Source organism: Lewinellaceae bacterium, from assembly GCA_020636105.1.
GTDB lineage: Bacteria > Bacteroidota > Bacteroidia > Chitinophagales > Saprospiraceae > BCD1.
On the sequence record JACJYL010000002.1, the window covers coordinates 1,953,113 to 1,979,222 of the forward strand.

Annotated in this window: 20 protein-coding genes and 3 tRNA genes; 12 read left to right on the forward strand and 11 right to left on the reverse strand. The window is 43.7% G+C overall.

Translation table 11 applies throughout. The features are described 5' to 3' along the window. Window positions 1–202 precede the first annotated feature (202 nt). A complete protein-coding gene (locus tag H6571_24785; protein MCB9326969.1) occupies window positions 203–718 on the reverse strand; it encodes a hypothetical protein in 516 nt (171 codons plus the stop codon). A gap of 108 nt (window positions 719–826) precedes the next feature. Continuing rightward, window positions 827–1,792 carry an SIMPL domain-containing protein gene (locus H6571_24790; protein ID MCB9326970.1) on the reverse strand — a complete coding sequence of 322 codons (966 nt, stop codon included), beginning with the start codon at window positions 1,790–1,792 and terminating at the stop codon, window positions 827–829. 279 nt (window positions 1,793–2,071) lie between these two features. Here H6571_24790 and H6571_24795 point away from each other — a divergent pair, with 279 nt between their 5' ends. Together H6571_24795 and H6571_24800 are read left to right on the forward strand one after the other, a co-directional pair. Next, on the forward strand, window positions 2,072–4,018 hold the full coding sequence (locus tag H6571_24795; protein ID MCB9326971.1) for a histidine kinase: 1,947 nt from the start codon (window positions 2,072–2,074) through the stop codon (window positions 4,016–4,018). A 150-nt stretch (window positions 4,019–4,168) separates the two neighbouring features. Further along, window positions 4,169–5,341 carry a VWA domain-containing protein gene (locus tag H6571_24800; protein ID MCB9326972.1) on the forward strand — a complete coding sequence of 391 codons (1,173 nt, stop codon included), beginning with the start codon at window positions 4,169–4,171 and terminating at the stop codon, window positions 5,339–5,341. A 65-nt stretch (window positions 5,342–5,406) separates the two neighbouring features. On the opposite strand, the gene H6571_24805 is transcribed toward H6571_24800, so the two are convergent. After that, window positions 5,407–5,817 carry a putative toxin-antitoxin system toxin component, PIN family gene (locus H6571_24805; GenBank protein MCB9326973.1) on the reverse strand — a complete coding sequence of 137 codons (411 nt, stop codon included), beginning with the start codon at window positions 5,815–5,817 and terminating at the stop codon, window positions 5,407–5,409. Between the two features lie 6 nt (window positions 5,818–5,823). Further along, window positions 5,824–6,045 carry a hypothetical protein gene (locus H6571_24810; GenBank protein ID MCB9326974.1) on the reverse strand — a complete coding sequence of 74 codons (222 nt, stop codon included), beginning with the start codon at window positions 6,043–6,045 and terminating at the stop codon, window positions 5,824–5,826. A 232-nt stretch (window positions 6,046–6,277) separates the two neighbouring features. Here H6571_24810 and H6571_24815 point away from each other — a divergent pair, with 232 nt between their 5' ends. Then, window positions 6,278–8,221 carry a hypothetical protein gene (locus H6571_24815; GenBank protein MCB9326975.1) on the forward strand — a complete coding sequence of 648 codons (1,944 nt, stop codon included), beginning with the start codon at window positions 6,278–6,280 and terminating at the stop codon, window positions 8,219–8,221. A gap of 53 nt (window positions 8,222–8,274) precedes the next feature. Then, window positions 8,275–11,025 (forward strand): VCBS repeat-containing protein, encoded by a 2,751-nt coding sequence (locus tag H6571_24820; protein MCB9326976.1) that lies wholly within the window; start codon window positions 8,275–8,277, stop codon window positions 11,023–11,025. Window positions 11,026–11,457: 432 nt separating this feature from the next. Here the strand turns inward: H6571_24820 and H6571_24825 are convergent, their stop codons facing one another. Further along, window positions 11,458–13,875, reverse strand: a complete 2,418-nt coding sequence (locus H6571_24825; protein ID MCB9326977.1) for a transketolase — start codon at window positions 13,873–13,875, stop codon at window positions 11,458–11,460. 515 nt (window positions 13,876–14,390) lie between these two features. Here H6571_24825 and H6571_24830 point away from each other — a divergent pair. The 3 genes from H6571_24830 (at window position 14,391) to H6571_24840 (ending at window position 16,736) form a co-directional block, all read left to right on the forward strand. Next, window positions 14,391–14,816 (forward strand): DUF1573 domain-containing protein, encoded by a 426-nt coding sequence (locus tag H6571_24830; protein ID MCB9326978.1) that lies wholly within the window; start codon window positions 14,391–14,393, stop codon window positions 14,814–14,816. Between the two features lie 225 nt (window positions 14,817–15,041). Then, complete coding sequence (locus tag H6571_24835; GenBank protein ID MCB9326979.1) at window positions 15,042–15,587, forward strand: ATP-binding protein; 546 nt, start codon at window positions 15,042–15,044, stop codon at window positions 15,585–15,587. A gap of 363 nt (window positions 15,588–15,950) precedes the next feature. Then, entirely contained in the window at window positions 15,951–16,736 is a 786-nt protein-coding gene (locus H6571_24840; protein MCB9326980.1) for an enoyl-CoA hydratase/isomerase family protein, read from the forward strand. Between the two features lie 539 nt (window positions 16,737–17,275). Here the strand turns inward: H6571_24840 and H6571_24845 are convergent. After that, complete coding sequence (locus H6571_24845; protein MCB9326981.1) at window positions 17,276–18,445, reverse strand: ankyrin repeat domain-containing protein; 1,170 nt, start codon at window positions 18,443–18,445, stop codon at window positions 17,276–17,278. Between the two features lie 394 nt (window positions 18,446–18,839). Here H6571_24845 and H6571_24850 point away from each other — a divergent pair, with 394 nt between their 5' ends. Both H6571_24850 and H6571_24855 read left to right on the forward strand, forming a co-directional pair. After that, the gene (locus H6571_24850) at window positions 18,840–19,430 is read left to right on the forward strand and encodes an SPOR domain-containing protein (protein ID MCB9326982.1); all 591 of its coding nucleotides are present in this window, start codon (window positions 18,840–18,842) and stop codon (window positions 19,428–19,430) included. Between the two features lie 13 nt (window positions 19,431–19,443). Next, entirely contained in the window at window positions 19,444–20,313 is an 870-nt protein-coding gene (locus tag H6571_24855; protein ID MCB9326983.1) for a PASTA domain-containing protein, read from the forward strand. Window positions 20,314–20,793: 480 nt separating this feature from the next. Here H6571_24855 and H6571_24860 read toward each other — a convergent pair whose 3' ends face one another. Both H6571_24860 and H6571_24865 read right to left on the reverse strand, forming a co-directional pair. After that, window positions 20,794–22,269 (reverse strand): hypothetical protein, encoded by a 1,476-nt coding sequence (locus H6571_24860; GenBank protein MCB9326984.1) that lies wholly within the window; start codon window positions 22,267–22,269, stop codon window positions 20,794–20,796. Further along, complete coding sequence (locus tag H6571_24865; GenBank protein ID MCB9326985.1) at window positions 22,256–22,819, reverse strand: sigma-70 family RNA polymerase sigma factor; 564 nt, start codon at window positions 22,817–22,819, stop codon at window positions 22,256–22,258. The genes H6571_24860 and H6571_24865 overlap by 14 nt, the downstream gene beginning before the upstream one ends. Before the next feature lie 282 nt (window positions 22,820–23,101). Between H6571_24865 and H6571_24870 the strand changes: the two genes are divergently transcribed. The 3 genes from H6571_24870 (at window position 23,102) to H6571_24880 (ending at window position 24,624) form a co-directional block, all read left to right on the forward strand. Next, entirely contained in the window at window positions 23,102–23,689 is a 588-nt protein-coding gene (locus H6571_24870; protein ID MCB9326986.1) for a hypothetical protein, read from the forward strand. Window positions 23,690–23,800: 111 nt separating this feature from the next. Further along, window positions 23,801–23,871, forward strand: a tRNA-Gln gene (locus H6571_24875). Window positions 23,872–24,030: 159 nt separating this feature from the next. After that, entirely contained in the window at window positions 24,031–24,624 is a 594-nt protein-coding gene (locus H6571_24880; GenBank protein ID MCB9326987.1) for a type IV toxin-antitoxin system AbiEi family antitoxin domain-containing protein, read from the forward strand. 42 nt (window positions 24,625–24,666) lie between these two features. Here the strand turns inward: H6571_24880 and H6571_24885 are convergent, their stop codons facing one another. The 3 genes from H6571_24885 to H6571_24895 all read right to left on the reverse strand — a co-directional run bounded on the left by H6571_24885 (window position 24,667) and on the right by H6571_24895 (window position 25,710). Then, complete coding sequence (locus H6571_24885; GenBank protein MCB9326988.1) at window positions 24,667–24,903, reverse strand: DUF433 domain-containing protein; 237 nt, start codon at window positions 24,901–24,903, stop codon at window positions 24,667–24,669. A gap of 379 nt (window positions 24,904–25,282) precedes the next feature. Next, window positions 25,283–25,355, reverse strand: a tRNA-Cys gene (locus tag H6571_24890). Between the two features lie 267 nt (window positions 25,356–25,622). After that, window positions 25,623–25,710, reverse strand: a tRNA-Ser gene (locus H6571_24895). Window positions 25,711–26,110: the final 400 nt, after the last annotated feature.

The following is a 26,110-nucleotide window of genomic DNA, read 5'->3' on the forward strand; positions in this document are numbered from 1 at the left end:
TCTATCTTACTCAGGCTTTTTGCCTAACAAACTGTCCGAGGTGAAACAGAGAAAAGGAAGCGGGACTGGCTATCCCGAACTGTCTTAATGACAAATGACTCATTATAGTCTTATGCCGCTTCCTTATTTTTTCATTTCAAATTTACCAAATTTAATTTCCTGCCCCTAAGGTAAGATGACTCATGTTTGCGGTTCTGACAATCTACTCAACCAATTTCCCATCGCGGGCAAAAATATTCAAAATGGCGCTATCATTACGTAAATCAGGAATGGAACCATCCAACACTTCCCCCGGATAACCCAGTCTGACTTCCAGGTAGCCGTTATATGCCACGTTCAGAGGCTCAATAACTACCCAATCACAGGATTGAGAAGAATACGCCGGGTAGAAATATCCGGTATAAACCAAGGCCCCATTCGCCAATAAAACAAAGCCGACTCCATCCACAGGATAATCTCTGTTTTTGACAATATCAACGCCTTGTTCTGTCAAGGCAAACCTATGGTTCTGAGGATTATAAGAAATCAGGTCCATATAGGACAAAAAGGGAATACTCATCCATTCTACTGTTGAAGGATCAATTTCACATGAATTGCCCACCGTTTCAAAATTGGTAATCAGATGAAAAGCTACCTCACCCGTTGGAGGATCATCACTGTCCTGCCGACAAGCAGAAAACAGGGCCATCATCGTAAAGAAATACAATAATTTTTTCATAAGCCTTATTTTTTTTGAATGATCCTAAAATTACAAATTTTCACAGCATAAATACTGTAAAAATTTGTACTAATCCTTCTTCACCGTACTTCGTCTACCGAAAAAAAATTAATCATTACACTTAATATTCAACTCCTTCATCTGTCCGTCGGGCATAAGCATGAAATATTTATGTTTTTCCACCTTAACTTCCACGGTTTTTGGCGTTTCCGGCTTTGGCGTAAAATTCATCTTCAGGTTAAGCGTGAATTGAACCACAGGCTCATTGATCACAGGGTTGATCACTACGTCAAAGTTTTTATAGGAAATGGGATTATAAAAGAGGGAAGTTTGCTTTTTTACTTCTTTCAACCCTTTGCTTTGCTTGACGGCTTCCAGGGAATAGCTGCTAAAAGCCTGGTAGTTGGAATAAGCATCGTGAGGCGTAATGGCGGCCCGCTGTTCTGAAAAGATCATATTGAATTGGTCAAAATCAATTCCAATGGCTTTGTAAAAACTTTTTTTGGATGCTACAATACGCAGAGCCGCCTGCTGGAGGGAATCGTAAATGGCTTCCAGGTCGTCCACAAAATAATCGACCTTCACCAGGTCGTAGATCTCATTGTCCGCACATAAGGTAATGATGTCGTCCAGAATGCCCGGTTCCACATAGTTGATATGGAGGTTTTTTTGGATCTCGAATCCTTTGGGGACTTCGTTGTAAGTTTTGCTGAAAAGCTTTTTTTCCACTTCAACTTCATAAACAGGAACAAACGATACCATATCAATATGCACGTCCTTACGATCAATCCCCAAGGCCATTACGCCTTTAATGATTTTCTCAATACGGGAATTGATGAGATTGTTGGTGGAATCTGAGGTTCCGCCAACCTGGGTTACATTAAAAACTGCGGTATAGGAGGATGCCTTTACATTCATCAGGGCATTGACTTCCACCCCTACGTAAGGTGATGGCTGACCGGCACGAACCGGCTGCCGGCTGTTCATGGCCACATAATTTTGATTGCCGGCATGTTGTGCGATGATCAATTGAGGTATGAAAAGCAGGAAAAAAAGGAAAGGTTTGAGTTTCATTGTTTTTTATTTGAATGATGATCAATTAATTAACAAGACAAAGGTAAACGGCTGAAAAGGCAAAAAAAACCTGCAATGAGTGTAGCCCCCGTCCGGATGAGGCAAGTGATCCCTTTACCGGATTAACCCTGTTTTCATGGCCAAAATGTGCGCAAAATTGAGTCCTTTAAAAAATCTTACATTTTTAAATGATAGCAAAAGTGTGTAGTTTTGAAAATGAAAATCGGAGGCGGACAGGAGTTGCGGCCCGCTGACAAACGAAAGAATACAAACAAAAAAATGACAAGAATACTTTCCTTCATATTGTTCTTCCTCTTATGCGTTGCGGTCACGACAACGGAGGGGCAGACGATGAACGAAAGTAAAAAGATCCAATCTGTCCCCAAAAATATGAGTTATGGAATGTTACTGGACTCCGCACGGCATTACCTGAAAGTCGATGCAGATCTAAGCATTCAATACGTGGAGGAATCACTGAGAAGCCTCAATACAAAAAAGGTGCGCAGCAATGGAGAAGTGGCCGCTTCCTATGCCCTTTTAGGAGACATTTATTTTTTCTGGAAGGCGTATGACCTGGCGGCCAGTAATTACGAAATCGCCCTGAAGGATATGCGATCCACTGATGACATTATTCCCGTGAAATTAAACCTGGCAAGATGTTTTACCCTCGAAAAAGCCTATGACAAAAGCAATCAAATTCTTTTTTCCCTCCAAAAAGAACGAAAGCTCAGCCCCGCCCAAAATGTCGGCATCAAGGAAGGGATGGGAGACAATTTTCGGGGCCTTGGAAAAATGGACCAGGCACTGGAATTTTATAATGAAGGGCTGGACATTGCCTCCAAAAATAATTTGTCCGGTAAAATCATCGACCTGAACACCAAAATCGGGGAGGTTTATTTTAAAAAAGGGGATGCCAGCAATGCGGAACGCTTTTACAGCAATTCCGTCAATGTGGCCCAGCAGCAAAGTGTGCAGCAGGAGGTCATTCAAAATGAAAAATTGTCCGACTACTACCGCAGCAGCAACCAACTGGACAAAGAGATTGACCTGCGGAAATCCAACCTTAAAAAGGTAGAATCCCTGCCCGGAAATTCGGCAGATACGCTTACCACCCAATCCCTCAATTACGATATTGCGGATGCCTACGTGACTCAAAAAAAATACGTTGAGGCCATCCCTTATCTCAATAAAAGCATAGCCGTCGCTTCGGAAGTCAAAGACCTGAAGACAGAAAAAAATGCCTTGCAGCGGCTTTCGGAAGCCTATAAAAATGTAGGCGATTACACCAACGCGCTGGAAAGCTATCAAAAATATGTGGACCTCGTGGACCTGCTGTACAAGGAAAAAGAAAAAGAGATCGAGGATGTCGGGGAATTCAACAAAGCCCTGGCCCTTCAGCAAAACAGGATCAGTATCCTGGAGAAGGACCGGGAACTCTCGGAGAACAAAATTGAGTACATCGAAAAGGAGCAGCAACTGACGGAACAAAGCAATCGCCGGCAGCGGTACATTATTTATTCCCTCATCGCCGGACTGGCACTGCTGGTGGTGGCCGTTTTTATGATGTATAAAAGCAACCAACAAAAGAAAATAACCAACAACTTGCTGGCGCTGAAATCACTGCGCTCCCAGATGAACCCGCACTTCATCTTCAATGCCCTGAATTCCGTCAACAGCTTTATCGCCCAAAGCGACGAACGGGCCGCCAACAAATACCTCACAGACTTTTCCACCCTCATGCGGGCCGTTTTGGAAAATTCGGAAAAGGACTTCATTCCCCTTTCGAGGGAAATAGAACTGCTCAGCCTTTACCTGAAATTGGAACATGCGCGCTTCAGGGAAAAATTTGACTACACGCTGGAGATAGACGAAAAAGTGAATGTCGATGCTTTCTTCATTCCCCCGATGTTGTTGCAACCCTATATTGAAAATGCTGTCTGGCATGGCCTACGTTATAAAAAAGACAAGGGGCACCTGGAAGTAAAACTCCTCCAAAAAGATAAAGAAACCTTGCTCATCACCATCACCGACGATGGCATCGGGCGGCAAAAGTCCAGGGAGCTAAAAACTAAAAACCAACTCCTGCAGCAATCCAAGGGCATGAACAATGTCTCCTCACGGATTGCCATTTTGAATGATATGTACAAGGATAAGTTGTCGGTAAAGGTGACCGACCTTCACGAAAACGGGGCCGGCACACAGGTGGTGCTGGAGTTGAGGCGGTGAGGAAATCCACGAAATCACTTTTAAATTTTACATTTATCATTTTACATTTTGACTTAATTCCCCCACTTCCCTCATCCAAACCACCGTTTCACTCATTCCTGGTTTCATCCAAAGGGCTTTGCCCCTACCTTTGATGAAAAATCCAAGAAAATGAAATCATTAAAATCAATCTTTTCCCTGTTTTTGTGTTTTATCGTTTTGAACACGACCTCACTTTTAGCGCAAAACGACCCGATCGCCCAATCCATGGCAGTTGCCAATGAATCCGTTTCCACCGCCACCGACAAAACGATCAAGGTGGCCTTGTTACTCGATACCAGTAACAGCATGGACGGCCTCATCGACCAGGCAAAAGCGCAACTTTGGGATATCGTAAATGAACTGGCGATGGCCAAATGCGAGAACCAAAAGCCAAACCTGCAGATCGCCCTTTACGAATACGGCAACGATAACCTGCCCGCTTCGGAAGGCCATATCCGCCAGGTATTGGGATTCAGCGATGACCTGGATGACATCTCAGGAAAACTCTTTTCTTTGACGACCAATGGAGGCAATGAATTTTGCGGACAGGTCATTCAATCCTCGTTAAAACAACTCGAATGGGGCAACAACGCCAAAGACCTGAAACTGATCTTCATCGCCGGAAACGAGCCTTTCACCCAGGGTACGGTAAGTTATAAAAGTGCTGCCGAACTCGCCAACGGAAAGGATGTCACCATCAACACCATCTACTGTGGTAATTTCGAGGCAGGCATCCGCGAATCATGGAAAAACGGGGCTGACCTGACAAAGGGTGAATACATGGCCATCGATCAAAATAAAGTGAGCGTGCAAATCCCGTCTCCTTACGATGATGCCATCCTTGAATGCAATAATCGCCTCAACACCACTTATATTCCTTATGGGGAAGTGGGTTATGACAAAATGCAGAATCAGAAAATCCAGGACAGTAATGCCCAGGGCTACAGCAATGCCAATGCCGTAAAAAGAACCATCAGCAAAAGTTCTCATTTTTATAAAAACTCCTCCTGGGACCTCGTGGATGCCGAACAGGAGAAAGACTTCAGTTATCAAAAGATCAAAAAAGATCAATTGCCCGAAGAACTCAGAGGCAAATCCATTGAAGAACTCAAAGTTCTGGTGGAGCAAAAAAGGGCAGAACGGCAGACGATCCAAAACGAGATCCAGACCCTTAACACGAAGAGAGTGGAATACGTCAATGAGCAGAAAAAACTCAACAACACCATCAACGGCCTTGAAAATGCCATGATCAGTGCCATCAAAAAGCAGGCTGCGAAGAAAAATTATAAATGGGAGGATTAAAATCTTCTTTATGAACTATGTGCCTATGTGTTGAAAAGTAATGCATAGGCATATTGTTTTTATTATTATTTCCTTTCAAGGTCTTTTTTGAATGCTTCTGTATTAATTACTTTGACTTTAGGGAAACTAATCGTCTTCAAAACATTAAAATCTTTGTCGTGACTAACGATATAATCTGCATTGGCTGCGATAGCGCAGTCTACAAATTTATCATCATCTTCATCTTTTAGAAGTCTAAATTGAAAATATTTTGTTACGAATTCTATATTTCTCAAATTGTCAAATACCCCCATTACACTTTCACTTATATCAGCCCCCATATGCCTTTCAATAATTTCTGAGTATTCTGATAAAATATCTGTTGTGATACAAAGAGTGTATTCTTTGTCAATCAATTTTTTAAAAATCCAATGCAATTTTGATCTTTCCGAAATACTGACCAATAAAACATTTGTATCAAGTACAACTTTTTTCAAAACCGGTTATTTTGATTTTCTCATTTTCGTATCCAGCATTTTATCAACATCCTCGTCTGTCCAGGCTTTTTCATCCCAAACTTTGTTGGCAGATTGAATAGCTCTATTCGCAAAATAATCAGCAATAACCTCCCGTAATTTTTGCAATTCTTCGTTATCTAACTGATAGGAAAAAGCTTTAAGAATTTCCAATTGAACATTTGTTAATGGCTGCTTTATATCTTGCATATACAATTGTTTAAATTTTTATAAAGATAGTCAATTGTATAATAAAGTGCAAAGCATAAAAGTTCCTGCCTGAATTAGGATAAAAATTATGTCCCCATCTCTATAACCTTTGACTTTTAGCAATTCACCTTACAAAAAAGAAAAAATTAAAAAAAGGCGTTATGATTTAAAGCAAATGTGTTTACCTTGGATTAAGAAAAGAAAGCCTCCTTTTTTCAAACCAACGTAAATCATGCTAAACCGGCACCATCTACCGTTTTTATTTGTGCTGACCATCTTACCTCTGGTCTTCTTTATTCCAAGGGGAACTTCTGTAACTACACTCAATTATCATTCGGTTTCAGACCTGAGATATTTCGGGGCATTGCTCGACTCCCTGCCCCAGGGATTTAACGATCTGTTTGCAGGGTCAGGTGAATGTGTCGCCTGCCACGGTTTTGATACGGCCGGCATAGCCAGTATTGACCTGGCAGGAAATGACATCAACGTCGTCGATGACTGGCGCGCTACGATGATGGCTAATTCCGCCAAAGACCCTTTCTGGCGGGCCAAGGTGAGCCATGAAGTGCTGGAAAACCCGCAGTTCCAGGAGGAGATCGAAAGTACATGCACCAAATGCCATGCGCCGCTGGGCAATTACAATGCCCAATACAACGGGAATCCTCATTATTCCATAGCCGAAATGGTGGCTGACTCGATTGCCCTGGACGGCGTTTCCTGCCTGGCTTGTCATAAACAAACGACAGAATTATTGGGAGACACGCATTCCGGGATATTGCATTTTGACACAGCAAAAGTGGCCTACGGCCCTTATCCTGACCCGCTCCATTCGCCCATGGCTATGGCAACCGGCTATGCCCCTACGTATTCCGAGCATATCAAAGATGCCGGGATTTGCGCGGGCTGCCATACCCTGATCACCCAAACCGTCAACCCCAACGACGGCACAGCTACGGATCACCATTTTGTGGAGCAGGCCACTTACCACGAATGGCTCAATTCTTATTACAATCAAAACAATATTACCTGTCAGGCATGTCATATGCCGGTACTGGCAAAGGGAAGCGTGTTTATCGCTGCGGGCTATGAAACAGAACCGCGGGCTCCGTTCTCCTTACATAAATTTACCGGGGCCAATGCCTTTATGGTGCAACTGATGCGCGACAATAAAGACGCCCTGGGCATCAATGCAGAATTGGAACATTTCGATCAAACGATCAGTTCCACTTACGATATGCTCCAAAATCGTTCCGTGAACATGAGCATCGAAGGGTTGAATCGGACAGAAGATACCGCCTTTATAAGTATTACATTAGAAAATAAAACAGGCCACAAATTTCCGTCAGGTTATCCTTCCCGGAGAGCTTTCCTTCGGGTCACTGCCACCACACAGGAAGGTGATATTATTTTCCAGTCCGGAAACTGGGATGAAGATTATGAAGTGAACGGTCAGGATCCCGTTTTCGAACCGCATTATCAAACCATTCGTGATGAAGACCAGGTTCAGATATACGAAATGGTGGTGGCCGACTACAACGGCAACAGAACGACCGTGCTGGAATATATGGATCATCATTTAAAAGACAACAGGCTTCCTCCTAAAGGTTTTACTTCTTCTTCTCCGGTATATGATACCGTGGCCATCGTGGGGAGCGCCCTTACTGACCCTGATTTCAACAAAGAAGCAGGCATGGAAGGGAACGGGAAAGACAAGGTATTTTACCATATTCCGCTTCAGGGTTATGCTGGTAATATTACCGTAAATGCAAGGCTTTATTATCAGACCGCCCCTCCGAAGTGGATGGAAGCCATGTTCGCCGAGTCTACCCCCGAGATCGAAACATTCAGGGATATGTTTGAAAACGCCGACAGAACCCCTATACTTGTGGAAGAAAAAAATACGGAATTCGACGGTTTTGTGTCAACAGAAAGTCCGGGAATAAAAAATTCCTGGGTGGAGATCCGATCCATTGACAGGGGAGCCGGCAAAGTCAACATCAGCTCCACTTCATTACACGATTTGAATATTTTTGATATTTCAGGAAAATTAATTTACCAAACCCGGGACAAATCCGGGGATTACAGCATCTCTTTGAGCAAACAAAGCGGCCTCTTAATCATACAGTTTCAGAACAAAGCCGGAGAAAGCCGATCAGAGAAAATCTATTTTTATTAAAAATCTATCCACTTGCCGGCCTTTGCCGGAAAATTCGTAACTAATTTTTGATTATGACAAATTTTCTACAAAAACTTCCGCTTTTACTCGGTCTGATTTTGGCGCTTCCCGGAGTCGCCCAGGTAACCTTTACCAATCAGACCGCATTATTGAATCCGGTGATCGGGGCCTCCCTGGAGGACTGCACCGTTGATATGAATAATGACAATCTCGACGATATCGTCAGGATTACCACCGGTCATATCTACATTGATTACCAGCAGTTGGACGGCACCTTTACCCAAAAGGATTTTGCCATGAACCTGACTGTGTATCCTACCTGGAGCATGTGTGCCGGCGACCTCAATGAAGATGGGTTTAACGACCTTTTGCTGGGTTCCGGAAGTGCCGTTTCATTTGTTTATTCCAACGAAGACGGTACCGCTTATTCGGAAGTGGCCCATCCCGAATACATTTTTTCACAACGGTCCACCATGGCCGACATTGATAACGACGGGCACCTCGATGCATTCGTATGCCACGATGTGGATTTGAGCCACCCCTACCGCAATGACGGTACCGGAAATATGGTCCTGGATCAAACCCTTATCGTCACCGCCGATCTGGCCGGCAACTATGCGGCACTTTGGGTGGATTATGATAATGATAATGACATTGACCTTTACATCACCAAATGTCGTGGCGGAGCAGCTCCCGGAGCCATCGAACGTACCAACCTGCTTTACCGCAACAATGGCGACGGCACCTTCAGCGAGGTCGGCGAAGAAGCCAATATGAATGATAATGCCCAAAGCTGGACTACTGTTTTTGAAGATTTTGACAATGATGGCGACTTCGACGCCTTTATCGTCAACCACGATTTTCAAAACCGTTTCATGCGCAACAATGGCGACGGCACTTTTACCGATATTATCCAGACCACAGGCATCAACCCTAACGATCTCGGTGCCTGGGAGAACGCCGGAGCAGATTTCGACAACAACGGTTATGTGGATATTTTATCAGAACTTGATTTCCAGCTCCACCTGAATAACGGGGACCTCACCTTCACTCCGACCAATATTCCTTTCCCCAACGGTGGTATCGGGGATTTCAACAATGACGGTTTCATGGATGTGATCCGCGGCAATGACCTCTGGATCAATGATGGAAACGAGAACAACTGGGTCAAGATATGCCCGCAGGGTTTCCTGAGTAACAAAAACGGGATTGGCGCACGTGTGGAGATTTATGGCGAATGGGGCCGGCAGATCCGTGAGATCCGCTCCACCCAGAGTTTCAGCACCATGAACACTCTTGCCGCCAATTTCGGAATCGGAACGGCTACTGCCATAGATTCAATCGTGGTGAGATGGCCTTCAGGCATGAGAACAAAACTCGATGCGCCTGCCATCAACACTACACACATTATCCCTGAGGCCGAGTGCCTTTTGGCCGAGGAGACCATTACCGCTGCAGGGCCGACAGCAATTTGCCCGGGTGCTTCTGTTGTGCTCCAGGGACCTGACGGTTTTGCTTCCTATACCTGGAGCAATGGAGCGACCTCTCAAAACCTTACCGCTACAACACCCGGTTCCTATAACCTGATCGCCAAGGATGAGGGAGAATGTGTTGCCCTTTCCAATTCCATTACCGTAACCTATATGGATGATCCTAATCCCGTCATCAGTATCAACGGGGAAGAACAATTTTGCCAGGGAGAAAGTGTAGAACTGGTGGCTTCATCCGATCAAAACCCGGTATGGTCCAATGGCATGTCAGGACAGAGTGTAAACATTACCACATCCGGATTTTACACCGTTTTCACGGAGTCCGTTTGCTCGGAAGAGCAATTGCCTTCCGAGTCTGTGGAAATCATCGTTTTACCGGCTGAAGCTCCGGAAATAACGTCCGTTGAATTTGATAATATGCTGGAATCCCAGGCCACTATTACCGTCACCGGGGACAGCCTCAACTGGTATAACCAGGAAATGGGTGGAGAGATCATAGGCAGTGGCAATACATTTATTACGCCTCCGATAGTGGAGGAAGAAACCACCTATTTTGTTGAGTCGGTAAATGTTTTCGGCGGCGCCCTTCAGGATGGTGGCAAACCGGACATTGAAGGTACCGGAGGACTTCCGTCTTCGGGAGCTTACAGCTATTTCAATGTTTGGGAGCCTTTCACTTTATTGACCGTTGACGTTGTCGTACCGGAAAATGCACCCGAAGGACCACGAACCATACAACTGGTGGATGGTGCAGGAAATATCCTGGAACAAACCTCGGTTGACCTCACAGCAGGGCTGCAGGTGCTGGAACTGAACTGGGAAATACCAATTGGCGATATGATGACCTTGCGTTGCCCTGAGAACAACCTGTTCCGCAATAACGGAGGGGTCAATTACCCATATCCAATCGGCGATGTAGGTTCCATCCTCACCTCTTTCTTCGGGGATTCCTACTACTATTATTTCTACAATTGGAAAATTAAGAAACTGGAAGAATTTTGTGTTTCGGAAAGGACTCCAGTAACCCTTTACATCAATAATCTGGATGAATTACCGGGCATTGCCGACATCAGATTGTTCCCCAATCCGGTGGATGAGCAATTGTTCATTTCCTATACTGCCCTGGAAGACAAAATGATCAGTTTCAGGTTGTTCAATTCCATCGGACAGGAAGTGAGTAATATCAGCAACCTGATCACTTCCGCAGGTGCAAACACTCAGAAAATTGAGGTAAAACACCTGCCGGCCGGCCTTTACACCTTGCAGTTCCAGGTGGATGGAAAGATCGCGACGGGAAAGGTAGTGGTAGAATAATAAACCTTTACACCGCACAAATCCATTACAGGATTTGTGCGGTATTAGATGAGAGATCCCGGAATTTCAAAAACTGTCTTTACTAGAAATTATATGATTATTTGAAGTATTTTTTAAATGTAAAATGTAAAACAAGGAATTTAAAACCTGCCTGCAGACGCAGGAAGGCAGGTGTAAAAGTGAGTGGGCAAAAGGTGTGGGTTTGGCAGAAGAAGTCAATTTTTGCCTCGAAACACCTAACCCAAGCCCAAACACTTCTAAATTTTGCGGTTACTTGTTTTACATTTTGCGGTTTATCTCTTTTTTTGAGTAATAAAAAACCGTCACCGGGATCAGAATGCTCCCCAATATACCAATGAAAAATCCTCCAACCCATTCCTCCCGGGACAAAAATGGAGCCCGGTAAAATCAATGTATAAATACTGAAAGTTTTTACAACTTTTTATAATTATATTTTACAGGATCGGCCTCGGCCATTATCCGGTAGATCACTTCAAAAACATTTTCAGGGTTAGGTTTTGAAAAATAATCTCCGTCATCACCGTAGGGCGGACGATGTTGTGCCGCAGTCAGGCAATAGGGCGCTGCATCCAGGTATCGATAACCTCCCTGAACTTCAAGTACTTCACGCATCATAAATGCGGTAGCACCTCCCGGAACATCTTCATCCATAAATACGATTCGGTTCGTCTTTTTCAAAGACTCGACAATGCGGTGTTCAATATCAAAAGGAAGCAAACTTTGCACATCAATCAGTTCGACTGAAATGCCTCTGCTTTTCAACAATGCCAGGCCTTTTTTCGCTACGCGAACACAGGAACCATAAGTTACGAGTGTTACATCTGTGCCGGCTTCCAATACTTCGGGCACCCCAAGCGGAATGGTAAATTCGCCGAGGTTGTCGGGCATTTTTTCTTTCAGTCGGTAACCATTGAGGCATTCCACGATCAGGGCCGGGTCATCGGACTGGAGCATGGTGTTGTAAAAGCCAGCCGCCTGGGTCATATTGCGCGGAACCAGTACATACATACCCCTCAACGAATTGAGGATCATTCCCATCGGTGAGCCGGAGTGCCAGATTCCTTCAAGCCTGTGGCCGCGGGTTCGGATAATGGCAGGCGAATGTTGTAAACCATTGCTCCGGTAGCGCACGGTTGAAAGGTCGTCCGCCAAAGGCTGCAAACCGAAAACAAGATAATCGAGATACTGGATCTCTGCAATGGGCCTCAACCCACGCATCGACATCCCGATAGCATGGCCGACAATCGTATTCTCCCGGATCCCGGAATCAAAAACCCGGTCGCTTGAGTATTTTTCCTGCAATCCTGCCATCCCCTGGTTAACGTCCCCAATCTGTCCAACATCTTCGCCAAACGCGTAAAGGTTCGGGTATTTGTCAAAAGAGAGGTCAAAAAAGTCATTCAGAATCTGGTAACCATTTTTCAATACAGACTTTTTTGAAAATACCGGAGGAACAACGGGAACTTTCAATGCTGATTTTTCGCTGGTGCTGTAAAGATTGGTATGGTAATGATTATGCCCCCTGGATTCCACTTCCAGTATCCATGTTTCAAGGGGTTCCATTACCGGGTTTTCCACGTTGAACAAGGCATATCGCATGTGGCGCGCATTCTGAAGAATCTCCGTTACGGTCGGGTTATGGAGTCGGTTCAGTTCTTTTTTTATAGTTTCCACCTCCTCGTTATAGGCAGGCATAGTCTGATAAATTTCCAACAGGGCCTGCTTCCTTTGCTTTCCCGGAGCAAGGTAATTGTTCCAGGCTATTTGTTGTTTCTGTTTTACTTCTTCCTTGGCAGATTCGCGAATGGCCTCCGTTTCCTCTCTCGTGGCGATACCCGATTCGATCATCCAATTTTCCATTATAAGGATACAATCTTTTTCTTTTTCCCATTCCAGGCGCTCCGTGGATTTATATCGTTCGTGAGAACCTGAAGTAGAGTGTCCCTGAGGTTGAGTCACTTCCTCCACATGGATGACAGAAGGCCGATGGTATTTGCGCACCCGGCCGGAAACGTTTTTATACAAGGCCACGAGGCCGGGATAATCCCATGCTTTGGCGGTATAAATTTCAATGCCCTGATTTTTATTTTTATCGTAGGCAAATCCGCCGAGCACTTCGGAGATACTGCTTTTGGTCGTTTGCAGTTCAATAGGCACACTGATCCCAAAGCCATCATCCCATACTGATATCAACAGCGGTACCTGCATGACCCCCGCTGCGTTAATGGTTTCCCAGAAAACGCCCTCAGAAGTACTGGCATCCCCGATGGTGGCAAAGGTGATTTCATTGCCTTTGTGGGAAAAATTTGTCGTGGTAGCCAGGGCTTTATTGAAGCGGTATTTTTTGGAAGCTCCTGCCAGCCCCAGGGCACGGGCCATCTGCCCGGCAGTACAGGAAATATCCGCACTTACGTTGTAGGTTTCAAGATGGTTGGTCCAGCGGCCTTCCTTGTCAATTAAAGGCGTGGCAAAGTGGCTGTTCATTTGGCGACCTCCTGAAAAAGGATCGTTTTCAGGATCGGCGTATAATTGAGCAAAAAGCTGTTCGACCGTTGCCAGCCCCTTGGCCAGCATGAAGGTTTGATCGCGGTAATAACCGGATCTGAAATCGCCTTTTTCAAAGACGCGGGCCATGGCCACCTGGGGAACTTCTTTCCCGGCACCGAATATCCCGAACTTTCCTCGTCCTGATAAAACGGCCTTTCGGCCCAGCAAACTTACCTCCCGGCTGATACAACAAATTTCAAAATCACGAAGGATGGAAGCCTTACCGGCAGGAAATGCTTTTTTTGTCTTTGAATCTGGATTCAATACAATATCTTTGGCCATAGGTAAATTTAGGTTAGGACTAAAAAAAAATTGGGCTTGGTCAAAATATAATTTGGAAAATACACTTTTTGGTTTTGCTAATATAAGGTTTGTTTTTCGAAAATCAATAACTTAGGTATAATTATCTTTTTCAACCCTATATCTGCTACGAATTACAAATGGAGTATCGAGGTTTTTTTAAGGTACTTCATGTAAAGAGGCAAAATGCTGAATTGCTGCTTTTGATTTTTTTTGATATTCCTCAAAATTACAGTATTTATTTTGTTCGGGGAAAAAAATCTGGAAGGGTGTTACCAATAGACTTTCAATCCGTCTAAAAATTTGGAATTTCAGGGTTTAACTTTGCATTAACAAAATATAACTTTTCAAAGTTTACATATTACTTTTTATCCGTTAAATTTGCCTCTCGGTATTTCATACTGAACATTGATCAAAAATTAACTAAACAAAATTCAATAATGATGAAGAAATTTCTTTCTGTATTAACGCTTGTTTTTGCTGTTTCTGTTTTTGCTATGGCTCAACAAACCACTGCACCTGTAGCTGTTTCCGCTGAACAAGCCGTTAAGGTACCTGGTCCTGCAATTACCTTCGAATCTGATCTCGTAGATTACGGAACCATTACCCAGGGATCTGATCCTTACCGTTTTTTCAATTTTACCAATACAGGCGATGCTCCTTTGGTCATCACTGCAGCGAAAGGAAGTTGCGGATGTACAGTTCCAACCTATCCTAAAGATCCTATTCTTCCGGGAGAAACCGGCCAAATCAAGGTAAGATATGACACTAACCGCGTTGGTCCTTTCACCAAGCGTGTTACTTTGACCATCCAGGACATAGAGGAAAATTCAGTATTGACCATCAAAGGCAATGTTGAAAAGAAAGCTGAAGAACCAGCTGGTGTTCCTTCAAATGATGGCGGAATTTTCAAAAACAACTAATACTTGTTTTGTTCATTTCGAATATTATATCCTAAAATAAAAAATCCCTTTGGGCAAACCCGAAGGGATTTTTTATTTATCACCTGAATAAAAAGGGATTCCACAATACCTAAATGAAAAGACCCTTGCAGTGTTGCAAAGGTCTCTAACCCAAACAAATAAACACAAAAACTACTTTAAGATATACAAAGCTAAATCTTTTTCCACTAACAGGCAATTATTTTGATGTTTTTTCCTAACCTTAATATAGTCATCACCGGCCCTGAATCTTCGGGCAAAACCTGGTTATCGCAAAGTCTATCAGAACATTATGAGACTATCTGGACACCAGAATTCACCCGTTCGTACCTCAAAACGATAGATCGGCCCTATGTTGAAGAGGATTTGCTTATCATCGCAAAAACACAGTTGGAAAAACAAAAATCCGACCTTTTGTTAGCCAATCGCTTCCTGTTTTCCGATACGGGTTTACTCGTGCTCAAAATATGGTCAGAGGTCAAATTCGGACGCTGCGCCCCCTGGATAGACCGGGAATTAAAAAACGGGCACTATGATCTTTTTCTTTTATGCGCCCCCGACCTTCCCTGGGTTTACGACCCTCTTAGAGAAAATCCGGATGACAGGGCACTACTTTTCGAACGATACGAAACTACGCTCAAGCGTTTTGAACTGCCCTATGCAGTCATAACGGGCGAGGGCGAGGCCCGTCTCCTCAATGCCACACAGGCGGTGGAGCGGTTCCTTCTCACACCAGGAATCAGTCAATATTAAAAAAAACAGGTGGATGCTTTCCTTTTTGTGTTTCATTGAATACCTTTGCAACGCTTACATGACACATCAGAAACAGATTTCAACTCCCAGTTGTAATTTAATTACATTTTACTAAGGCGAAAAGTATTATAGAATCAAAGTCAGGCTGCACAAAATGAGAAACAACATTGTTTTCTCTTTTGGGGCTGTTGTGCTTTGGTCAAAGAATTATTGTCCCCAACACACGCAATCCAATCGTGTGCTTTCGCCCTTCCGCTACTCGCGGGAGGGTTTTTTTATCCCTCACATTTAAGGCCGGTATACTAAAAAAGACAACCGAATAGCCTATTTTTGTCCGATCAATCAAAATGTACCATTTCAAATATGACCTACCAAAATTTACAATTATCCGAAGAAGAAGGAATCCTCATCGTTACCATCAATCGCGAGAAAGCGCTGAATGCACTCAACGGGCAAACCATGAAGGAATTGCACCACCTGTTTGCTGAAGATGCTCCCGGGAGGCCCCATATCAAAGGGATCATCATTACCGGGGCCGGCGAAAAATCTTTCGTGGCCGGGGCCGACATCAAGGAATTCCTTAACCTTAGCGATATAGGCGGCGGCAGAGAAATGTCTCAATTCGGGCATGACACATTTTTCCTGATTGAACGCTTTCACAAGCCGGTCATCGCCGCCATCAACGGATTTGCCCTGGGCGGTGGCTGCGAACTGGCCATGGCCTGCCACCTCAGGATTGCCGGTGAAAAAGCACGTTTTAGCCAACCGGAGGTAAGCCTGGGCATCATTCCGGGTTACGGAGGCACCCAACGCCTTATCCAGTGTATTGGTAAGACAAAAGCTATGGAAATGCTGATGACAGGGGATATGATCGATGCCGCCGAAGCCCATCGACTTGGACTCGTCAATCATGTGGTGCCGGCAGGTGAGGAAGTGACCAGCAGCAAGGCTCTGCTCGGAAAAATCGCCAGCAAAGGACCTGTAGCCATTGCCAAGATCATCGAAGCCGTCAACGCTTATGCACAGCATGACGTAGATGGGTTTGCCAAAGAAGTGGAAGCATTTGGACAAACCACCAATACCGAAGATTTTGTGGAAGGCGCTACAGCTTTTGTGGAAAAGCGGAAGGCCGAGTTTAAGAATAAGTAACTCTTTTTTTAGATTCCTGATCGGCTTTCTCTCCTCTGGAAAGCCGATCAGGAGCTAAATGATCAATTATTAACTGACGTTACGCGGACAGATCCAATAATAAATTATTTTGATTCTTTTTGGAAAATGGTTCTCGCCCGAATATCAGATAGGCACGTTGCTTTTAGCTTTTGAAATGCCTGTTTTAGATGTGTTCATTTTGAATCCTTTATCTTTTTTTCCGGCCAAAAAAAGATAGAAAAAAGGCCTGGAAATGCAAGGCGGCAAGCTCAAACCCGGTATTATCGGATGGCATAATCGAAGGTTTTATCAGGCTCTTTCGTTTGATATAAGGCGATTTTCCCGTTAAGTGGCACCGATTCCGTTTACTTGGGAATTGAAATAACTTAAACATCCACAGATAAGAATCATTTTTTGTTTTTGCCACTTCCCGAAGCCATCTGACGCCTTATATCTCTTTGAGCCGCTGTGCATTTCCAATTTTTGAATTAATCAGAACCCTTCCCGGAATTAATTTAAAACAGAGTTAACGCATAACGTCAATTATTAATGCCTTTATCTGCATTGAATACGTCGATGATTGAATCCTGTAACCCTTCATCCGTCAGGATATACTGGAAATTGCCAAAATCATTGGCGGCGATGCCTTCAAAATTTCGTTTATCTGGGTTGGCTCCCTGTTCTACCAGCAGGTTAGCCAGTTTTTCATTGCCATTTTGTGCCGCGGCCATGATCGGTGTCGTCCCCATAATATTGGGATGATCAGGATCGGCCCCTCTTCCTAAAAACAATAGGGCTATGGCATCAAAACCTTTTTCCACCGCAACATTTAACCCGGAATTTTCCATAAAATCCACCTGGTTTGGGTCGGCGCCGTAATCGAGTAATAGTCTTACCATCTGCTCATTTCCCTGGGCGGCCGCCAGGTTCAGCAGAGGCTCTCCAAGTGGTGTTTGCCAGTTGGCATCCTTACCCGGGTGATTGCTTTTAAACAAAAGCACTCCTGTCATTACCGTCAGGCCATTTTCAATCGCAAGAAACAAGGGGCTTTCCCCGTTATCATTGGCTTTACTGGCATCGGCACCATTGCGGATGAGGAGCGCAACGGTCTTTAGCTGGTTTTGCTTTACAGCCTGGGCAAGCGGGGTTACCCCGTTGGATTTTCTGTTGACATCCGCTCCCCTGTCGATTAAATTCTGGAGCAGGTCGAGGTTGGCCAGGTCGACGGCCAGGTACAAAGGAGCCTCTCCCTGTTCATTTTTCAGAGAAGGCTTGGCACGAGTCAGGAGGATATTGGCGATTTCGGCACTCCCCAGCTTGAGGGCAAGGCTCAGCGGTGTTTCTCCTGCTTCATTTTTGTAATTCGATATGGCGTTCTGAACCAGGAGTTCGACCATTTTTAAATCGCCGTTCAGAATAGCCTGGGTAAGGATGGTTTCTCCCTCTTCATTTTTGAGATAATAAACAGAAGAATTGAGTAAGCCCGCGACCTCTTTTGTATCTCCTCCGTTAACGGTTTCAAAAACCAACCTTTTCTTTTCTTCCATGGTAAGTTTTGATAAATCGTCCCCGGGGATTTTAGGGTCCTCCACAACTGCTGAACTATTGGGTTCCTCTGAAATAATTTGAGAAACAGCGACCTCTTGCGCAGACAAATAAGTCAAAGGCAAAAGGGTCATGGCTAAAAAAGCAAAAAGGGTATTCTTCATGATGCACAATTTTTGTTAAAAAAGTGTAGACTTACCGCATAGCATTATCATGGTTTTAATTTTGATTAAAACATTATTAAAATAATCATTACTCTGACTGATTTTTCAGTCATGGAGTAAACCAAGGAAAGAGAAAAGAAAAAAGGAAATTACCGGAAGTGAATGCTTTTGTTGTTTGTTTTGGCCGGCATGGTGTATAAAATGCATATTCAGGCCTTTTTATTTTACGAAAATGAAAAAATTTGTTTTTTTTATTAAAATCTCCTTACTTTTCCTTAACATTGATTGTTTATACAGCATCATAACACTAAATAATACTGATGCCTGTAAATCAAGGAAAAATTACTTTTCTTTGTACCTTGAAAAATAATTGAATCACTAAAAGCTTTATAATATGGCTATGTCAAAACTCGATTTCATCACTATTTTAATTGTTGCCATTTGTGTGGGTGCGCTGGGATTCCTGGTGTACAAAACGGTCCGACTGATGAATCCAACGGACGGAACGACCACAGAAGTCTCTGAACAAAAGGATACTACAACTTATGACCCGGCGGATGATTACACGCTTGATGATGAGGGGGATGTCGTTTCTGATGATACTCCTGCTTCGGGGGAAAGTTCAGAAGATGTACCTGCCACCGCTGAAGATTTCCCTGTTACTGAAGATGCTGCCGACCAGCTCACCGAAAAGGAGGAAACAGCCACTAAAACGCCTGAAAAAACCACGCCTACTTCCTATAATGAAAGTACCAAAACAGGAGCCTACATGGTCTTGGCTGGTTCTTATAAACAAAAGATCAATGCCTCCAATCAAGTCAGCAAACTTAAAAAAATGGGATATGATGAGGCAGCAGTAGAGCTTTTTAACGGGGGGGCGCTGGCCGTAGCACTGGTGAACCGGTTTGATTCCTACAATGAAGCTGCCAAATTAAAAAAAGAACTCGAATCGAAAGGGTTTGATGTTTTCATCAAAAAAAAATAAAGTAAAGTAACTTATGGAATTTACCGTTGAGCCCAAAGAACAACAAAAACCGGATCCAAAACCAGGCGACCATCTCAAAGATAAGCTGAAGATTTTTTTAAATAACGCCTGGAATTTCCTCAAATCACCGGTTTTTTTAAAAAACCTGGGCGCCATATTCCTGTTCCTGATCCTCTGCTTCTGGATTTTAACCGTATTGCTGAAAGTGTACACGCATCACAATGAATCTATGCAGGTAGACAATTACGTTGGCATGGACCTGGAAGATGCCCGGCGTAAGATCCGCAAAAAAGACTTCCGCATTGAAGTAAAAGAGATCTTTGGACAACCCGCCAACAAGGTATTGATGCAATATCCCGAACCTTTGTCCCGTGTTAAGGAAGGCAGAACCATCTACCTTACCGTGAATAACGGTAAAATGGAGGAAGTTGAAATACCCGATTATTCGGATATGGATAATTACGACACTTACAAAAAGCATCTGAAAGCAAGAGGGCTCAACCACATTATTGAAAAAGAATTTAACGCAAAATATTCTGAAAATACGATTCTTTACATCACCTACAAAGGCAAAAAGATTTCCGGGCTCGACCTCCGCAGAGGCGTAAAAGCCCATAAAGGAGATACGATTAAGTGTGTGATCACAACCCGGTTTTCTGCCACCGTATCCTTACCCAACCTCGTTTGCCAGGATTACGAAGCTGCGACCTTTCTGCTAGAAACCCACGATCTGATCATCGGAAGGATATTCGGTGATGTGGCTGACAGGAACAGTGCCTTTGTCTGGAAACAGGATCCTCCCTTCGAGGCAGGACAGCAGATTCAAAAAGGAACACAGGTGGATGTTTACCTGACGGATACTTATCCGGATGGATGTAATTAGTCCTGTGTAGCAAAAGATTCATTATAATTTTTGAATAGGAAAATTTTTCAGATTTTTCCTGGAAATTAAATTTTTTAAAAGCCATCTATCGCCCTGTGATTATTGGCTTTGAACATTTAATCGCCGAATACCATTAGGTGCAGCGCACCTTAATCTTTGTCACCAAACAAGAGGAAAGAGGTTTCAAGGTGCAGAGCACCGCAACCTTTGTCACCAAACAAGAGGAAAGAGGTTTCAAGGTGCAGAGCACCGCAACCTTTGTCACCAAACAAGAGGAAAGAGGTTTCAAGGTGCAGAGCACCTTAGATAGATTGCGGTAATTAAAGTAAATTAAACAAGGCCTGGGTTCTTGATGATATTTCCCCGGGCACAAAAGCACTGGGCAATCGGAATTTAATTTAAAGCAATTATTTTTATTACACGGAATTGAATTCAAACAGAAGGCCCTGTTTGAAAAAAGATCTTTAGCACAACGCTAATTTAATTTCCCAACACTCTGACTTTCAAACCAGTCGATACCGAAAAGGTATGCAAGACATCCTTGAAGGGTCCCAAACCACCGCCGTAATAATATAAAGTATGTTGGTAATTGGCTTGTGAAAAGAAACTCCAGCGGTCGCTGATATATCTTTCAAACCCGAGGCTTCCATTCACACTGAGGTAAGTATTTTCCCGAAGTCCTCCCTCCTGGAAAAGACCTTCTGACAGCCCGCGTTCCAGTTGTTCGATAACACTATTGCGCCCCCCGTAAGTAGAAGGCTCATCCCTGCTATCATCCGAAAGCTCTGGAGTTCCGACATGGTAAAAGGCCTGGGCGGTAAAATGGATGGCTCCGCCTGCTAAGGCATACACGCGCCATTTGCCTTTGGAAACAAAATCATACTTCAGATTAAGTGGAACGGAGAGGGTATTGAATTCAAAAAACTTAAAGGCCTCATTCTTAAATCCTTTTTCAACATTTCCGGCCACAAACTGTACTTCAATGGGTTCATACCTCTTGGAAGTATAAATGAGTCCGGTTTCCACTTCAAAACGATTGACGCCGAAACCTGCTGAAATTCCACCACTGTACCCCAGCGCGTAACGGTTAAGGGAGGGAATTTCCTCTCCCCCGATGACAGAAGGCTGGTTGATGATATGATCCACATTGGGTGATCCGTACATTCCTATCCGAACGATGATATTTTCCTGGGGAAACTTAAACCGATCCCTGCCCAATAGCCTTTTGGAAGGTTCCAAAAGAGCGATTTCACCGGAAGTCAGTTCTTGCACGACGGGAAGATGTATCCTTATCTCCGAATGGGTTCCTACAGGCGAAAGACCCAAAGATCTTGGTGTATTGTTTTCCAATAAAGCCATGGCTCTGGCTTCGATAAAGGGCATTTGAGTTCTATCATGAAGATTGGATAAGATGCTTATTCCATCCAATCCTGTTTTTTCAAATCCGTTACTTTCGGCAACATTTTCCATGAAACTTTCGGCAGGTTGAGCTTCAGCAGCGTTGGAATGAAGCTTTTCGGCCTGCAAATCAGGGACATTAACAACTTCCTGGCGGTTGGCACCGGAGTTATGAACGATAAGATTTTTATCCGTATTTACGGGAGCGGGACGGGTTTCGGTGGGAATGAACCGGCCGATGGTCAGCAAAAGCAGCAACATCAGGCCCACTTCCATGGTTTTCATCCGGAAAAGTTCCTGGATAAAATAAAATTCTCTTTCCAGTTTGCCGGCCATTAATTCCCAGTGGGATTTGTTGAACGGCTTTTCGTAATTGTGCAGTTTTTCGTAACTTATCTGGTCGATCATCTCATTTTCGGGAACGGCATTATCCTCCACGGCTTCTGAAGCATTCATCTTCTGCTCCAGGAAGTCCCAGGATTCAGGAGCTAAGGACGGTTCCAGCCCTTGCATTTTTTCCTTTATGAAATCATCAAATTCCCTGTTATTCTTCATCACCCGAAAAACGCTTATTTAACAAAATTTTTAATTTAATGCGTGCCTTTACCAGATTCGATCGGGAGGTACTCTCCGTTATCTGCAGTAAATCGGCAATTTCTTTGTGTGCAAACCCTTCAATAGCATAAAGGTTGAACACCGCCCTGTAAGCAGGAGAAAGCAGTTGAATGGCCTCCAGTATCTCCTGTTCCGTACACTGGCTCACCGCATCTGCATCACTGCTGCTGACTTCGTAGGCTTCTTCAAGCGTACCCGTTCTGCGCCTGACTTTTTTCCGGTAAAAATCAATTGCCGTATTGATCATTATCCTTCTCATCCAGGCGGAAAGAGATGTTCCGAGTTGATATCTTCCAATGTTTTTGAAGATTTTGATAAAACCTTCATGTAAAATATCCAGGGCATCCTCCCCATCGTTGGAATACCGCAAACAAACGCCCATTAAGACGCCGTAATACTCTTCGTACAGCATCTTTTGGGCCCAGCGTTCTTTGCGAATGCAGGCTTTTATCAGGTCTTCCTCCTGATGATCGAGTTGCAATGCGATATCCATCAATAAACGGGCATTTGGTAAATAAACAGCCTTCTACTTGTCAAATAGAAACCCCTAAATTAGGCAATATCCGGTAATAATCGAAAATTTTAACGTTTACCGGTCGGCCGGGAAACAAAGAGAATTTAACAAATAAACCCCAGGACATGTTTAAACCTGCTCTCGAAAACATTAACGCCCCCCGATCAATAATTGCTGCCTGGCATAGGGGATAAAAGACCACTTTGTCATCATTTGAATGAACGTTCTTGTTCTCACCTTTAAAAAACAAATTTCAACACCATGAAAAAGATATTATCACTCGGCGTTTGCTTCGTTTTTATTTTCCAGGTGGCCCGTGCACAGGAAGAAACCCTGATCAGCGACCTCAGTTTTACAGGAGCCTTTGGCGGTCCCATTCTTGAATTCAGCCAGATCAACGGTCAGCTTACGGCGGACGTTGGCGGCGGCGGCGCCCTCATCCTCAACAATTTTTTCCTCGGCGGGTACGGTATGGGGACCAGTTTTCCGGAATATACCTATGAAAACAAAACCTACGACATCCTTTTCAAACATGGTGGACTGTGGATGGGTTACGTCCAGAAGCCTTACAAGCTGCTACATTTTTACAGCAGCTTAAAAATTGGCTGGGGCAAATCAAAATTGCTCCTCGAAAAAGAGGCGCCCTATTCAGACCGGATCATCAGTCTGCTCCCTGAAATCGGCGTGGAACTCAACGTCACAAAATTCATGCACATCAGCTTTACCGGGGGCTACAGGGTAGTGAGCGGGGTCAACAAACTGCCGGGACTGACCAACGAAGATTTCTCTTCTCCTATCGGAAACATCACCTTTCGCTTCGGGGGATTTGCCTCAATAGATGATTTCTAGGAAATTATTTAAAAAAAAGATGACCGGAACTTTTTTTGAATAGTTTTTTGTTATAAATTTGCATCGCTTTTTAACCAAGGTACCTGCCTGGTGTTGAATAGCGAGGCAAAAAGACCTATAGTGTAATGGTAGCACTCCAGATTTTGGTTCTGTCAGTCAAGGTTCGAGTCCTTGTAGGTCTGCAAAAGCTCTGAAGCAATTCAGGGCTTTTTTTGTTTTTATGTCTTTCGTATCAACGATACCTTTCCTGATTGGCTAAACGCCCTGCAAAAGCATAAGGTTTGACATTTTTTTTGTAAAAATCACCGCTTTTGTTTATATTAGCGGTGATTTTTACAACAATGTCAAAAGAAAAAACACTTCTCGAATTTATCAGGGAACACAATGGTTATGTAAGAACCAGGGATGTTCTTGAAGGTGGTTTCCATAATCATTATCTAAACGTACTTGTGGAACAAGGCGAAGTATTGAAAATAAAAAGAGGGCTATACAGACTATCCAACCTAACCCCTGACGATGAGATGGAGGAAATAAGCCGGATGATTCCCGATGGCGTTCTATGTCTGTTTACTGCATGGAATTATTACGAACTCACGGACTTCGTACCTCCTGAATATCATATTGCTATTGAAAAAAACAAAAAAGTCCTGCTCCCGGACTACCCTCCCATCAAAGTATACTTTTGGAGTGAACAATATTGGAGTCTGGGTATTGCAGAGATTAAAATTGGCAAAACAACCGTAAAAATTTATGAGAAAGAAAAATCTGTATGTGACGCCATCAAGTTCAGGAATAAAATCGGAAAGGAGGTAGAGAAGGAAGTGCTTCAAAACTACCTCAAAGAAAAAGACCGGAATATTGAAAAACTCCTGTATTTCGCCCGATTGCTAAGGGTAGAAGCACAGATGAAAACTTATTTGAGCATATTACTATGAGTGAAAAGAAAAATACCGTAGCATCGATCAAATACCTTTCCATCAGGCTGCGGTTCCACTTACAGAATATTTGTTTTCCATCATCGACAATGCAAATTCTTTACAGGCTTCAATATCTTCAGATTCCAGAACAGGGTATTGTTCCAGAATTTCTTCCCCGCTGGTCCCTGCCAGTAAAAACTCCAGAATAGTTTGCACCGTTATCCTGTACCCCCGAATGGTTGGCCTGCCATTACAAACCTTATCATCTATTGTTATTCTTTTTAATAATTCACTCATATTGCTTTTTTTGGAAATTTTCCCTTCAAAGATAATGTATTTACTTGTTATAAACCTGCTTGTCCTGATTTTCGTTCTAATTTCAATAGACACTGAACCGTTCAGCGAGAAGCTTTAGAGAAGGGGGTCGATCTCCCTTTCATGAACCCGCCTGGAATGGACGGAGCTGGATATATGATGTGCGTATGGGGGCTCGAAGCTGCCAGCCTTATCCTGTCCCATAAATCATGTCGGTTTAGTTTTAAGCATGTAACCTAATTTCTTAAAACATCAAATTGCAATCGCTCCGATCGATCTTTTTTATTTTTTTATCGGCATGCTTCGGACATCAGGGGATGTCCCCTCGTCTTAGCAGACAGTTACCCGAGCCATATTTTAGAGGGCATGATGGGAGTCGAACCCACGAATTCAGGATTTGCAGTCCTGTCCCATTACCACCTGGGAACATGCCCGTATTTGAAATGTAAAATGTAAAACGCTAAATGTAAAACCGAACGAAGTGAGATCCCGCGAAAAGGAATCCCAAGGGCCGGGATGTAAAAGGAAGTTGTGGGGGTTGAGAATTGGATATGGGAAAAAACCTACAACTTTTACATTTTACATTTGATATTTTACATTCTACATTCCTTTGGTGCTCAGGGGCGGACTCGAACCGACATTTTCAACCCTTACCTGACTCCGGCATATCAGACCGGGCGGTTACCTGAGCATATACTTTGTGGAGGACAAGGGATTCGAACCCTCACTACCCTAAACAGGCAGACTGCTTTAGCAAAGCAGCGCAGCAAACCGTATCTGCCTATCCTCAATATTTTTTTTGGAAAACAACTACGGATGATAAATCTGGAAAAAAGAAAGAAATGCCGCCCGGAGCTGTTTTCCAACAGTCCGGACTCCTATGAGTGGAGACTGTTAGAAAAGGGAATACTGACAACAACTTGTAATTCGAAATTCTGAAAAACGAATTCCGGCAAAGGCGAGGTGCCCCTGAGTTACAAGTTGTGCCGACCGAATTTCGGCACCGATACTTTCTGTATGTCGATAAGTATGTGTCATAAAAGGTTCCCTTCCGGGTTTTTTAATGATTTGAAACCTAAAACTAAAGATTCAGGAAAAAAGTTCCATGGAGGAGGAAAAATGTTGTTTGCCGGGCCCGGCCGGCATGTATCGGGCAGAGATGACACCTTTTTTCCCGCCTTAATGGCCC

Coding starts and splice junctions, on each gene's coding strand:
- H6571_24880 (MCB9326987.1), top strand. CDS start 24,031: ATGTCAAAAGAAAAAACACTTCTCGAATTTATCAGGGAACACAATGGT.
- H6571_24800 (MCB9326972.1), top strand. CDS start 4,169: ATGAAATCATTAAAATCAATCTTTTCCCTGTTTTTGTGTTTTATCGTT.
- H6571_24885 (MCB9326988.1), bottom strand. CDS start 24,903: ATGAGTGAATTATTAAAAAGAATAACAATAGATGATAAGGTTTGTAAT.
- H6571_24835 (MCB9326979.1), top strand. CDS start 15,042: ATGTTTTTTCCTAACCTTAATATAGTCATCACCGGCCCTGAATCTTCG.
- H6571_24810 (MCB9326974.1), bottom strand. CDS start 6,045: ATGCAAGATATAAAGCAGCCATTAACAAATGTTCAATTGGAAATTCTT.
- H6571_24845 (MCB9326981.1), bottom strand. CDS start 18,445: ATGAAGAATACCCTTTTTGCTTTTTTAGCCATGACCCTTTTGCCTTTG.
- H6571_24815 (MCB9326975.1), top strand. CDS start 6,278: ATGCTAAACCGGCACCATCTACCGTTTTTATTTGTGCTGACCATCTTA.
- H6571_24795 (MCB9326971.1), top strand. CDS start 2,072: ATGACAAGAATACTTTCCTTCATATTGTTCTTCCTCTTATGCGTTGCG.
- H6571_24825 (MCB9326977.1), bottom strand. CDS start 13,875: ATGGCCAAAGATATTGTATTGAATCCAGATTCAAAGACAAAAAAAGCA.
- H6571_24820 (MCB9326976.1), top strand. CDS start 8,275: ATGACAAATTTTCTACAAAAACTTCCGCTTTTACTCGGTCTGATTTTG.
- H6571_24785 (MCB9326969.1), bottom strand. CDS start 718: ATGAAAAAATTATTGTATTTCTTTACGATGATGGCCCTGTTTTCTGCT.
- H6571_24790 (MCB9326970.1), bottom strand. CDS start 1,792: ATGAAACTCAAACCTTTCCTTTTTTTCCTGCTTTTCATACCTCAATTG.
- H6571_24850 (MCB9326982.1), top strand. CDS start 18,840: ATGGCTATGTCAAAACTCGATTTCATCACTATTTTAATTGTTGCCATT.
- H6571_24855 (MCB9326983.1), top strand. CDS start 19,444: ATGGAATTTACCGTTGAGCCCAAAGAACAACAAAAACCGGATCCAAAA.
- H6571_24865 (MCB9326985.1), bottom strand. CDS start 22,819: ATGGATATCGCATTGCAACTCGATCATCAGGAGGAAGACCTGATAAAA.
- H6571_24840 (MCB9326980.1), top strand. CDS start 15,951: ATGACCTACCAAAATTTACAATTATCCGAAGAAGAAGGAATCCTCATC.
- H6571_24870 (MCB9326986.1), top strand. CDS start 23,102: ATGAAAAAGATATTATCACTCGGCGTTTGCTTCGTTTTTATTTTCCAG.
- H6571_24830 (MCB9326978.1), top strand. CDS start 14,391: ATGGCTCAACAAACCACTGCACCTGTAGCTGTTTCCGCTGAACAAGCC.